At 38.8% G+C, this 12,859-nt stretch carries 12 protein-coding genes; 2 read left to right on the forward strand and 10 right to left on the reverse strand.

Going from position 1 to position 12,859, the window contains the following annotated elements; all coding sequences use genetic code 11:
* Nucleotides 1–12: 12 nt before the first annotated feature.
* The 6 genes from rbsC to xseB form a co-directional block, all read right to left on the reverse strand.
* Nucleotides 13–978, reverse strand: a complete 966-nt coding sequence (gene rbsC, locus QSH13_RS14970; protein ID WP_109397158.1) for a ribose ABC transporter permease — start codon at nucleotides 976–978, stop codon at nucleotides 13–15.
* 1 nt (nucleotide 979) lies between these two features.
* Nucleotides 980–2,488 (reverse strand): ribose ABC transporter ATP-binding protein RbsA, encoded by a 1,509-nt coding sequence (gene rbsA / locus QSH13_RS14975; protein ID WP_109397159.1) that lies wholly within the window; start codon nucleotides 2,486–2,488, stop codon nucleotides 980–982.
* Nucleotides 2,489–2,495: 7 nt separating this feature from the next.
* Complete coding sequence (rbsD, locus tag QSH13_RS14980) at nucleotides 2,496–2,915, reverse strand: D-ribose pyranase (RefSeq protein ID WP_109397160.1); 420 nt, start codon at nucleotides 2,913–2,915, stop codon at nucleotides 2,496–2,498.
* 347 nt (nucleotides 2,916–3,262) lie between these two features.
* A complete protein-coding gene (gene dxs / locus QSH13_RS14985) occupies nucleotides 3,263–5,128 on the reverse strand; it encodes a 1-deoxy-D-xylulose-5-phosphate synthase (RefSeq protein WP_185901705.1) in 1,866 nt (621 codons plus the stop codon).
* A gap of 65 nt (nucleotides 5,129–5,193) precedes the next feature.
* Nucleotides 5,194–6,117, reverse strand: coding sequence for a (2E,6E)-farnesyl diphosphate synthase (ispA, locus tag QSH13_RS14990; RefSeq protein WP_286039335.1), 924 nt, complete (start codon nucleotides 6,115–6,117; stop codon nucleotides 5,194–5,196).
* A complete protein-coding gene (gene xseB / locus QSH13_RS14995) occupies nucleotides 6,118–6,381 on the reverse strand; it encodes an exodeoxyribonuclease VII small subunit (RefSeq protein ID WP_006535109.1) in 264 nt (87 codons plus the stop codon).
* A gap of 201 nt (nucleotides 6,382–6,582) precedes the next feature.
* Between xseB and thiI the strand changes: the two genes are divergently transcribed.
* Nucleotides 6,583–8,034, forward strand: coding sequence for a tRNA uracil 4-sulfurtransferase ThiI (gene thiI, locus QSH13_RS15000; protein ID WP_286039336.1), 1,452 nt, complete (start codon nucleotides 6,583–6,585; stop codon nucleotides 8,032–8,034).
* 90 nt (nucleotides 8,035–8,124) lie between these two features.
* On the opposite strand, the gene yajL is transcribed toward thiI, so the two are convergent.
* Nucleotides 8,125–8,742, reverse strand: a complete 618-nt coding sequence (gene yajL / locus QSH13_RS15005; RefSeq protein WP_109397164.1) for a protein deglycase YajL — start codon at nucleotides 8,740–8,742, stop codon at nucleotides 8,125–8,127.
* A complete protein-coding gene (panE, locus tag QSH13_RS15010; RefSeq protein WP_109397165.1) occupies nucleotides 8,711–9,631 on the reverse strand; it encodes a 2-dehydropantoate 2-reductase in 921 nt (306 codons plus the stop codon). The genes yajL and panE overlap by 32 nt, the downstream gene beginning before the upstream one ends.
* Before the next feature lie 225 nt (nucleotides 9,632–9,856).
* On the opposite strand from panE, the gene QSH13_RS15015 reads away from it, so the two are divergent.
* Nucleotides 9,857–10,348, forward strand: a complete 492-nt coding sequence (locus tag QSH13_RS15015) for a YajQ family cyclic di-GMP-binding protein (RefSeq protein ID WP_072063676.1) — start codon at nucleotides 9,857–9,859, stop codon at nucleotides 10,346–10,348.
* Nucleotides 10,349–10,426: 78 nt separating this feature from the next.
* Here the strand turns inward: QSH13_RS15015 and QSH13_RS15020 are convergent, their stop codons facing one another.
* Together QSH13_RS15020 and cyoE are read right to left on the reverse strand one after the other, a co-directional pair.
* Nucleotides 10,427–11,797: an MFS transporter gene (locus QSH13_RS15020; RefSeq protein WP_286039337.1), complete on the reverse strand. Its 1,371-nt coding sequence runs from the start codon at nucleotides 11,795–11,797 to the stop codon at nucleotides 10,427–10,429.
* A gap of 174 nt (nucleotides 11,798–11,971) precedes the next feature.
* Nucleotides 11,972–12,856 (reverse strand): heme o synthase, encoded by an 885-nt coding sequence (cyoE, locus tag QSH13_RS15025; protein ID WP_109397167.1) that lies wholly within the window; start codon nucleotides 12,854–12,856, stop codon nucleotides 11,972–11,974.
* Nucleotides 12,857–12,859: the final 3 nt, after the last annotated feature.

The raw sequence follows: 12,859 nt of genomic DNA on the forward strand, positions 1-12,859 counted from the left end.
GAGAATAGAGCGTTATTTTTTGTTATCTACTAAAACAGCAAGTAAGATGACTACTGCTTTTACTATCATTTGATAGTTTGATGATATTCCTAATAAATTCAGTGCATTATTTAAGAAACCTAGAATAAGCGCACCAATTAATGTACCGATAATACGACCTTTACCACCGGCAAGGCTGGTGCCTCCCAGAACCACGGCGGCAATTGCATCTAGCTCATAACCATTACCGGCCATTGGCTGTGCTGATGAAAGTCGAGCAACTTCAATGACACTCGCAAGGGCGGCTAATAAACCACATAATGAATAAACGATGATTTTAATTTTATCGACGCTAATACCGGATAAGCGAGTGGCAGATTCATTACCCCCTAGTGCGTAGATGTAGCGACCTAAACGGGTGTGATGTAATAAATACCATGCACTCAAAAAGACGATCATCATGAGCCAAATTGGCGTTGGAATGCCAAATGGGCGACCAATACCAAACCAACTAAACAGATCAGCATTATCGCTAAATCCGGTATTAATTGGGCTACCGTCTGTATAGACACGAGTAACACCGCGTAGTAATAACATCATGACTAACGTAGCAATAAAGGCTTGAACTTTACCTTTAGCAACGATAATCCCGGTAACACCACCAATGGCTGCGCCTAATGCTAATGCCCCAACAACAGCAACAAGCGCATTAACATCTGCACCAACCATAGAAGCAGCAACGGCACCTGTTAATGCAAGTAATGAACCAACAGATAAGTCGATACCAGAGGTTAAAATAACCAGTGTCATGCCAACCGCCATAATGGCGTTAACCGATGTTTGTTGGAGGATGTTGAAAATATTGTTTAAGGTAAAGAAGTTAGGACTGAGTGTAGAAACTACAATAATCAAAAGTAGCAATGCAATCAGTGATTTTTGCTCTAATAGCCAAGCTTTTGAGAACCAACGTTTTGACGCTGGAATTGAATTTGTGCTCATATCAAACTCCTACTTTAGCGTCATATTGCTTACCAACAGCCGCTGCCATTAGCATTTCTTGTGTGACATTGTGAGCAGAAAACTCACCGCTAATACGACCTTCATGCATAACCAAAATACGGTCACTCATTCCCATTACCTCAGGCATTTCAGAAGAAATTAAGATAATGCTTAATCCTTCTTGTTTAAATTTATTAATTAACTGATAAATTTCTTTTTTAGCGCCCACATCAACACCACGAGTGGGCTCATCAAGAATAAGTACTTTAGGGCGAGTCATTAGGCCTCTTGCGATAGCCACTTTCTGTTGATTTCCCCCTGATAAAAAGCCTATGGTTTGATCCATTGAAGGGGTTTTTATATTGAATAATTTAATAAAATCACCGACAGTGAGTTGCTCTTCTTTATGATTAAGCACACCCATACCACGGCTAAAATAGCGAAGTGCGGTCAGAGACATATTTTCTTTTACTGACATGCCAAGTACTAAACCATCACGCTTTCTATCTTCAGAGATGTAAACAATGCCTTGTTCCAATCCTTCAACCGGTTTTTTGATTTGGCAGGGTTTACCATCTAATTCAACGGTGCCATTAGTTTTGGGTAATGCACCGTAGATAATTTTCATTAATTCAGTTCGGCCCGCTCCCATTAATCCTGAAATACCAAGAATTTCGCTTTCATGTAATGAGAAACTAACATCGTGAACATCTTCGCCACTGAGGTTAATGACGTTAAGTTTGGTTTTTCCTTGAGGGATATTAATCCGAGGGTATTGGTCTTCTAACTTACGACCAACCATCATTTCAATCAGCGTGTCTTCTTTTAATGAGGAGACAGGTTTTTCACCAATAAACTGACCATCTCGCAGTACAGTCACATCATCGCAGATCTCAAAGATCTCTTTTAAGCGATGTGAGATATAAACAATGCCACAACCTTGATCTCTTAGTTCACGAATAACACTAAATAGTGATTCAGTTTCTGTGTCAGTTAATGCATCTGTTGGTTCATCCATAATAATCACTTTGGAACCAAAACTAAGTACCTTGGCGATTTCTACCATTTGCTGATCACCAATCGATAATTCAGACACTAAACGGTGGCTACTGTAAGCTAGGTTTAATCGAGCTAATAATTTATCAGCCTCTGCATACATTTTCTTCCAATCGATAGCACCAAAAGCACGAGTAAACTCACGACCTAAGAAAATATTTTCTGCGATGGTTAATTCAGGAATAAGGTTAAGCTCTTGGTGAATAATACCAATACCTGCTTCTTGAGAAGATTTAGGACCATTGAAAGTACAACTTTCACCTTGATAAATGATTTCACCGGCATCTTTTTTATAGATCCCAGTCAGTACTTTCATCAGCGTTGATTTTCCTGCGCCATTTTCACCGACTAAAGCCATTACTCGACCGGGGTAAATTCGTAAAGTTGCACCTGATAGTGCTTTTACACCGGGAAATGACTTATCAATATCTTTAAGTTCAAGTAAAGGTTTCATATTGTCCTCAAAAAGTCACACCAGAAAACAACACAATATTGGCATAAGGCGTACATTCACCGGTTCTAATAACAGCTTTATTTTCAGTAAGTTGCTTTTTAAATGCTTCATGTGAAACATAGATTATTTGAATAGGCTTTTTTTGTTCTTGTTCTAATAAATGGAGATAACAGGTGATTTCATTAAACAGAGAGGGATTGATGGTTTTAATTTCTTCTGCCAGCATGACGGCTTCAACTTGCATCTCATGGGTGATCGTTTGCAACACAGACATAAAGTCTGGGATCCCTTGAGTGAGAGCAAGATCAATACGTTCAACAGAGGAGGGAATAGGCAATCCGGCATCTGCAATAGTGATTTTGTCAGTATGTCCTAAACGTGAAATGACACTCGAAATGGGACTATTAAGTAATATACCTTTTTTCATGTTTCCTCCTCAGCGAAACGTTTCGCTGTCTATATAGTAGAAAAGAAAGATGGGAAAACAAGTTTGATTTATTCATATTGTGAGCATGATCGAAACGTTTCGTTGGTAAACAAAAAGAAAGAAAAATCTAACTGATTGAATAAATTAACGCTGAATTGATTCAAGAGAGGAAGTAGTTATTTTCAGTGAATTTCATAAAAACGTGACATTCAACAAAGCTTGAAAAGAGTGAAATGTAGAATGCAAGCAAGGATGATTTTTTAAAAGAAGTAAGATAAGCAGTGAATAGTTTTTTAATAATCGCTCCAACTCAGGGAAGTCGAAGCGATTTCTAAATGATAACAGAATTATTTAGCTTGATAAGCGTTAATCGATTTCTCAATACCTTCTGCATCTAATCCTAAGTCAGCTCTGATCTCTTCTTGTCCACCTTGTGGCACAAACAGATCAGGTATACCTAAGTTTAAGACAGGTACTAAGCAGCGCTCTTGCATGAGTAATTCATTAACACCACTACCCGCTCCACCCATAATGGCATTCTCTTCTAGTGTTACCAACATGTCATGTTGTTCTGCTAGGGAAAGGATAAGTGATTTATCAAGAGGCTTGATAAAACGCATATCAGCCACAGTTGCATCAAGTTTTTCAGCGACTTCTAATGCTTCTGGTAGTAATGTACCAAAGTTTAGGATCGCAATACCTTTGCCTTGGCGACGAATAATACCTTTACCCATAGGTAGCGGACTAAGTGGTTGTAATTGCGCACCAACACCTGAGCCTCTTGGATAGCGTACAGCAACAGGGCCATCTTGATAGTGATAACCGGTATGAAGCATTTGGCGACACTCATTTTCATCACTTGGCGCCATAATGACCATATTAGGAATACAGCGTAAGAACGAAAGATCAAAAGCACCTTGGTGAGTTTGTCCATCTGCTCCCACAATACCGCCACGATCAATAGCAAATAAAACAGGCAGTTTTTGAATAGCAATATCATGGATAACTTGGTCGTAAGCGCGTTGTAAGAATGTTGAGTAGATAGCAACGATCGGCTTATAACCACCAATGGCTAAACCTGCTGCAAAGGTAACGGCATGTTGTTCTGCGATCGCAACATCAAAGTATTGTGATGGGTATTCTTTTGAGAAACGCACCATCCCTGAGCCTTCACGCATTGCCGGAGTAATTGCCATAAGTTTTGGATCGGTTAAGGCTTCTTCACATAACCAGTCACCAAAGATTTTGGAAAATGTAGGTCGTGCATTAGGGCTTTTAGGTAATGTACCTGTTTGTGGATCAAATTTAGGTACAGCGTGCCAGCTAATAGGATCACGTTCAGCAGGGGCATATCCTCGACCTTTTTTAGTCATAATATGCAGAAGCTGGGGGCCTTTTAGATCACGCATATTGGCGAGTGTTTGTACTAGCGCAATAACGTCATGACCATCAACCGGGCCGATATAGTTGAAGCCCAACTCTTCAAACATGGTACCTGGAACAACCATGCCTTTAATGTGTTCTTCAGTTTTTTTCAGTAATTCTTTAATTGGAGGAAGACCAGAGAAAACCTTTTTTCCACCTTCACGTAAGGTAGTATACAGTTTGCCAGACAACAATTGCGCAAGGTGATTATTCAATGCACCAACGTTTTCTGAAATTGACATCTCGTTGTCATTAAGTACAACGAGCATATCAGGTTCAATGTCTCCTGCGTGGTTCATCGCTTCAAAAGCCATCCCCGCAGTAATCGCACCATCACCAATGACACAAACTGTTTTTCTGTTCAGTTTTTCTTGTTCAGCAGCAACAGCCATACCTAAACCTGCACTGATAGAGGTTGAAGAGTGACCGACACAAAGCTTATCGTATTCACTCTCTTCTCGCCAAGGGAAGGGATGTAACCCGTTTTTTTGACGAATAGTATCAATGCGGTCGCGACGACCTGTTAAGATCTTATGAGGATAGGCCTGATGACCAACATCCCAAATGAGGTTATCAAAAGGGGTTTTATAGACGTAATGAAGAGCAACCGTTAACTCAATAGCACCTAAACCTGAGGCGAAGTGACCACTTGAGCGGCTGACACTGTTAAGAAGAAATAGCCTTAGCTCATCACAGAGTTTAGGTAAACTCTCTTTTGGTAATAGGCGCAAATCTTCTGGTGTTTCAACCAACGCCAATGTGGGATATTTTTCGATATCAATGCTCATGTGATGCCTATTAATTAATCACTTGTAATAGGGAAAGAACAGGTAAGCTGCTCTCTTTATTTTTATTAGTTTTTCCGTTCGACGATAAAACTCGCTAATTGTTTAAGCGTGGTTGTATCGTACTCGTATTGCTCAAGAAACGCTAAGGCATCCAGTGCTTCGTTATACAATTCCTGTGCTTTCTTTTGAGCTTGCTCTAACCCAAGGAGTGCAGGATATGTGCTTTTTCCTGATTCTTGGTCGCTACCTTGACGTTTTCCTGTTTCTTCAGTACTGCCAATGACATCTAAAATGTCATCTTGTACTTGAAATGCAAGGCCAATTGAGTGGGCATATTTATCTAGTGCGGGTAATACATTACGGCCTTTTGAGCCGGCACTAAAGGCGCCTAAACGAACAGCTGCACGAATTAATGCACCTGTTTTGTGTAAATGGATTTTTTCAAGAGATGCGAGATCAATCGATTTATCTTCTGCTTCAAGATCAAGAGCTTGACCGCCACACATACCCGCAAGCCCGCTGGCTGTTGCTAATTCAGCAATCATTGCAACGCGATCGGCTATTGCCACATCAGGCATTGGATTTTTTGCTAAGATCTCAAAGGCTAGTGTTTGTAATGCATCACCCGCTAAAATTGCGTTTGCTTCACCAAATTCAATATGACATGTTGGCTGCCCACGACGTAAATCATCATCATCCATCGCAGGCAAATCATCATGTATAAGAGAATAAGCGTGAATACATTCTATTGCAGCAGCGGGGGCATCAAGGTTAAGTGCTGGGACTTTAAACATTTCACCCACTGCATAAACAAGGAAAGGACGTAAGCGCTTTCCACCTAAAAGGGCACCGTAATGCATGGCTTTCCCTAGGGGCATGTCAGTGAATGGTAAAGCTGATAGTGCTTGGTTTAATGCATCATTAACACGCTGGTGGGCGGAATCTAATTTATGACGGAACGCATCCGTACTTGAAGTTGCGTTACTCAATTATTCAGCCTCTTGGATAAAATCATCAGGAGTTGCATTATCGTCTTCTTTTAGAAGAATACGAACACGCTGTTCAGCGTCTTGTAACGTTTTTTGTCCAACACGGGCTAGACGAACGCCATGTTCAAACTCATTAAGCGCTTCTTCTAAAGGGAGTTCACCGGATTCTAAACGGTTTACGATTTGCTCAAGTTCTTGCATAGATGCTTCAAAACTTGGTGCTTGTGAGATGTCTTCGTTAATTGGTGTCGTTTTCTTAGCCATAATATTTTTGATAATAAAGCATGTTAGCGCTGAATAATAGCAATCATCTTACTACAAGTAAGATGAAAATTTCTTATTCAGTCGATGATTTTTGCGGGTGAGCCCTAAATATTGGTGATATACTTTGTGACTTTTATAAACTCCAGTCAATTAACATCACTGTAGTTTATGTTTCTACTTAATAACCTATGACCATTGACTATGAAGTTTATTATTAAATTATTCCCCGAAATTACGATCAAAAGCCAATCAGTTCGTATACGTTTTATCAAAATTCTCACTAGCAATATTCGTAATGTACTTAATACATTAGGTGATGAAATCACGGTTGTCCGTAATTGGGATAATATTGTTGTTGTTAGTAAAGATGAAAGCAAAAGTGAAGCGGTATGTGATGCATTAACACGCATTCCTGGTATTCATCACTTTTTACAAGTAGAAGAGCACCCGTATACTGATTTACACAATATTTTTGAGCAAACTTTTGCGGCATTTAAGCATTTAGTTGAAAATAAAACATTTTGTGTGCGTGCCAAACGTCGTGGTAAGCACAGTTTTACTTCCAATGAAGTTGAGCGTTATGTTGGCGGTGGTTTTAACCAACATGTTGAAAGTGCAAAAGTGAAATTAACGCGTCCAGATGTCACCATTAATTTAGAAATTGAAGATGATAAACTTATTTTAGTGAATGCCCGCTATGAAGGTATTGGGGGGTTCCCAATTGGCACACAGGAAGATGTTTTATCATTGATCTCTGGTGGTTATGATTCAAGTGTATCGAGCTATATGTTAATGCGTCGTGGTAGCCGAGTTCACTATTGTTTCTTCAACTTAGGCGGTTCTGCTCACGAAATTGGTGTTAAACAAGTTGCTCATTATTTATGGAACCGTTTTGGCCGTTCACATAAAGTGCATTTCGTTGCTGTTGATTTTGAACCTGTTGTCGCAGAAATCTTAGAAAAAGTCGATGATGGTCAAATGGGTGTTGTATTAAAACGTATGATGGTACGTGCAGCATCTAGAGTGGCAGAGCGTTATGGTGTTCAAGCAATTGTTACGGGCGAAGCATTAGGACAGGTTTCTAGCCAAACTTTAACTAACTTACGTTTAATTGATAATGCGACGGATACGTTAATTCTACGTCCTCTTATTACGCATGATAAAGAGAATATCATCAATATCGCACGTCAAATTGGTACAGAAGATTTTGCTCGCACAATGCCAGAATTCTGCGGTGTCATTTCAAAAAGTCCAACAGTGAAAGCCATCAAAGCGAAGATCGAAGCGGAAGAAGAGAAGTTTGATTTTTCTATTCTTGATAGCGTTGTTGAAAATGCCAAGAATATGGATATTCGCCGTATTGCAGAAGAAACTGTACAACAAGTCACTGAAGTTGAAATGGTCTCTGAATTTGGTGTTAATGACGTTATTCTTGATATTCGTTCACCTGAAGAACAAGAAACATCACCACTAAAAATAGACGGTATTGATGTTAAAGAGTTACCTTTCTATAAATTAAGCACTCAGTTTGGTGATTTAGATAAAACTAAAACCTATTTACTCTATTGTGATCGTGGCATGATGAGTCGTTTACAAGCGCTTTATTTACGTGAACAAGGATTTGAAAACGTAAAAGTATATCGTAAAAAATAGTGCGATAATCTTTAGCTATCAGAAATAAAAAAGCCACTATATTGAATTGTTCTAACATATTAGACTGCTCAATATAGTGGCTTTTGTTATCTATCTATCCCCAAATCCAGTAAACTCATCTCGGTAATTATAAATACCAGGTGGCAATACCAGTTGTTTGGCAACATCAGCGGCGACTTCTTTACCTTTTAAGCGTTCGATAATTTTTAGTGCAAAATCGATAGATGTTGCGGGTGCTTGGCTAGTAATTAAGTTAACTCTTTCATCAAAATAGACTCGATAATCAACCCATTTTTTCGGTGATATTTTATCTTTTAATGCAGGAAAACCAGTCATGTTGCCGACGGGAAAAATATTGTGAGACTCAAGGATCATTGCTGGGGCAGCACAGATAGCGGCAACAAGTTTATTTTCACTGTGCATACGACGCACTTTTTCAACCACTAAAGGGCTATCCCTTAAGGTTTCAGTGCCTTGTAATCCACCGGGTAGAATAATAACGTCATAGTGATGATCGACAACACGAACTAAAGGGGCATCTGCGACAAGTTTTATGCCTCGTGAACATGTAATTATCAGTTCATCAACATCATCTTCTGCACTTGCAAGTACGACATGAATCCCAGCCCTTACCAGCAAATCTACGGTAGTAACGACTTCGGTTTCTTCGCTTCCATTAGCTAGGCAGATGAGCGCTGATATGGTCATAATTGCCTTCCTGTTGTTTAATAAATTGAAAAAGGCGGTTATTTTCTGGCAATACAAGCCCTTGTTCTGAAGCTCGACGTAATAAATAACCCGTAATATAGTCAATCTCTGTATGGCGTTGATATTTCACATCTTGATACATAGAAGAATAATTATTTGCAGTTTGTTCTATGGTATCAATAATATAGCCATGAAGATGAGCTTGAGACGTTGGTACGACGCCTTCACGTTCCATCACTTGATAAACTTCGTCGCATACTTTTTGAATATGCTCAGGGTAACGCAATAAATCTCCATTACGGCATTGATAATAAACGGTAAGCGGATTGATAACACAATTAACTGCAAGTTTTAGCCAACTAATTGTATGGATATCATTATGCCAAGCGACATCGGGCAATGCGTGGTGCAAGGTTTCTGCTAAATAGCTATATTGTTGAGCCGCATGATTAAATGGACCTATATGTGTTATTCCTGTTGCTGTATGAATAACATCTTGCCCTTGTTGATAAGCACCATGAGTAATAATGCCTTGTAATATAGGTCTGATAATGGGGTGCTGTGTTGCTGTTAATTCATCGGCTGTACCCATACCATTATGAATGAGTAAAATGGGGCATTGTGCAGAAAGATAAGGTAATAGTGCATTAACAGCATCTGATACTTGCCAAGATTTTAAGCAAACAATTAATAATTCGCTTTGTTTTAACCATTCAAGTTGATTTGCGGGAATACGCTGATAAAAAGGCTCACCATTAATGTTATCAACACTTACATCTAAAAAAGGTTGTGGCACTCTTAGCCAACCTTGTACTTCATGAGACTGAAGTGTTAAAGCTGCAACCCAAAGTTTACCAATTGAACCACACCCTAAAACGGTAATTTTCATTGTGCCTCTTTTTGCAAATCGTAATAGCGCAAGATGGCTACTGACGCTTATTAGACTATTAAGCTAAAATTATAACATTGATTACACTTTCCTGTTTAATGTATGTTTGCGCTTTACTATAAGAGGAAATGAAAGGGATAAATTTGTTATTGAATGTGCAATGCTTTTTTGCAACTCTAAAAGAAGCTATTATTCGGGTTGTATTTATTTATTGAGGAAGAAAGAATGCCATCTTTTGATATCGTATCTGAAGTTGACTTACATGAAGTGCGTAATGCGGTAGAAAACGCGCAACGTGAACTGACTACTCGCTGGGATTTTCGTAACGTTGAAGCAAGCTTTGAATTAAACGAAAAAGCAGAGTCAGTGAAAACGACTAGTGTATCTGAATTTCAGGTTCAACAATTATTAGATATTCTACGTGAGAAAATGGCAAAAAGAGGGATTGATGGTGCGGTATTAAATATCCCTGAAGAGATGACTCACAGTGGAAAAATGTACAGCGTAGAAGCCACGTTAAAACAAGGTATTGATACTGCCTTAGCAAAAAAAATTGTTAAGTTGATCAAAGACAGTAAATTAAAAGTTCAGGCTCAAATTCAAGGTGAGCAAGTCCGTGTTACAGGCAAATCGCGTGATGACTTACAAGCCGTAATGAAATTAGTTAGAGAAGGTGAGTTAGGACAGCCATTCCAATTTAATAATTTTCGTGACTAATTGTTTATCTATTGAGTCATATAAAAATGCGCTGTTAAACCAGCGCATTTTTATTTTATCCCGTCAAATTATCGATCTTTAAACTAAAGGGATCAGAGACTCTAATGTTGCTCTCGGCGTCTGTTTAGTATCAACTTTAATATAAGCACTTTGCTCATTTGCCATCATCATAACTTCATTAACACCAGGTTGTTGCTTAAATAATTGTTGTAGTTTCTGTTGTTGGCTTGAAGATAGGTTTTTAGGCAATTCAACGCGTAAGCTACTGACATAAGAGGGTTGACGTAATGTTAAGCTAATGAAGAACCAAATAAGGCCAATCACGAAACAACCTAAAAATACAATTTGTGCACTATAATGTTGGTAAAGCCATCCGCCTAAAATTCCACCTAATGCCACACCTAAAAATTGGCTGGTGGAATAAATTCCCATTGCTGTACCTTTATAACCTGCTGGTGCCTCTTTACTGATTAATGAAGGAAGAAGAGCTTCCATAATATTAAATCCAATAAAGAAAACTTGAACACCTGCAATAATTAACCATAAGCTAGTGTCTGAAATAATAAGAATGGCTTGAGCCAGAATAAGTAAGGAAATACAGAATAAGAAAACTTGTTTCATCTTTCGTTTCTTTTCCGCATAGATAATAAAAGGAAGTACAGTAATAAAGGCAATCAGCATGGTGACTAGATAAACAATCCAATGATTCTCTTTTGCTAAACCGGCGCTACTCATAACCAGAGGAAGTGCAACAAATGCAGCCATTAATAAAGTATGCAGTGAAAAGATGCCTATATTAAGTTTAAGAAGCTGTGCATCAAATAAAACCTTTTTTACACTACCACGAACAAAACCTGACTCTCGATTAAGAATAGCGTGATCGCTATTCGGTACAGTAAAAAGCGTAATAATAATGCCACCAAAGGCAAGTAGGGCAATTCCCCAAAACAGGCCATGCAAGCCAAAAATATGCGTTAAAATAGGTCCTAAAACTAAGGCTAAAGCGAACGTTATCCCAAAGCTAATACCAATAAAGGCCATGGCTTTTGTTCTATTTTGTTCTCGTGTTAAATCTGACAATAAAGCCATTACTGCTGCTGAGATAGCGCCAGCACCTTGTAATGCTCGACCAATAATAATGCCATAGATATTGTCACTGAGAGCCGCAATCAGACTACCAATAATAAAAATAATTAAGCCAAAAACTATCATCGGTTTTCGACCCAATTTATCAGAGAAAATACCAAAAGGAATTTGGAATATAGCTTGTGTTAATCCATAAATACCGATGGCTAATCCAATGAGAGATTCTGTTGCGTGTTGTAGTTGAAGCCCATAGGTGGTTAAAACTGGGAGCACCATAAACATGCCAAGCATGCGAAGAGAAAAAACAGTGCCTAGTCCCCATGTCGCTTTGCGCTCTAATGGGGTCATTTTATTATCATTCATGGATTACCTCGTATTACTGATACCTCCTATTGTAATGGCAAATCTTGGCGAGGTTAATCAATAAATGGGATATAAAAAAGACAAAACTGTGCTGATATCACGTGAAGTCATAACGGAGATAAAAAAATACCAGTCAGAAGGCTGACTGGTATTTGGGGTACGTTTGTAAATACATTATCTTAGATATGCAAAAACCGCTTCTGTTGAGCTTGTTGGATCAACAGACATCATTACGCTTAATGAAGTGATTGCGACGATAGAAAAAATAAATAATTTTCGTGCCCACACAATATCATTAGTTGCTTTATAACCAGATAAAGCCATGCCTAACCACCAAATACTAACGGCTGAAGCTACAATCAAATATTTATAGCCTGCGTAACCAACTAATGTCAGCATTAAGGTTGCAATCATAAACGCCAGAATATAGAGAATGATATGACGTTTAGCGACGGAGATCCCTTTAATTACAGGTAATACCGGGATATTTGCAGCTTGGTAGTCTTTAAAACGGAAAATAGCAATAGCATAAGAGTGAGGCATTTGCCATAAACTAAAGATAAGTAATAGGATTGCCGCGCCTGCATCAAATTCACCGCTAACGGCACAATAACCGATAACAGGGGGTGCAGAGCCAGATAAACTTCCAATCAGTGTGCCATAAACAGACTTACGCTTCATATAGAGGCTATAAACCCCAACATAAATGATAAAACCGAATACAGCGATAAACATTGCAAGCGGGTTGGCTGCTACATAGAGCAGCACAACACCTGCAATACCTAATACTGAGGCATAAATCAGGCTAATTCGAGGGTCAATTAATCCTTTAACTAATGGGCGATTCTTCGTTCTTTCCATGATACGGTCAATATCACGGTCAATATAGTTGTTAAAAACACAACCAGAAGCAACGACCAGAGACACCCCAAGTAGAGTCGCGAAAAATAGGGAGTAATCAATCTCACCTTTAGAAGCGAGCAGAAAACCACCTATTACAGAAATTAAATTTCCGAAAATAATTCCTGGTTTGGTGACTTGTAGGTATTGCTTAATCATAGC

The sequence above is a fragment of the Proteus faecis genome, assembly GCF_030286765.1.
GTDB lineage: Bacteria > Pseudomonadota > Gammaproteobacteria > Enterobacterales > Enterobacteriaceae > Proteus > Proteus faecis.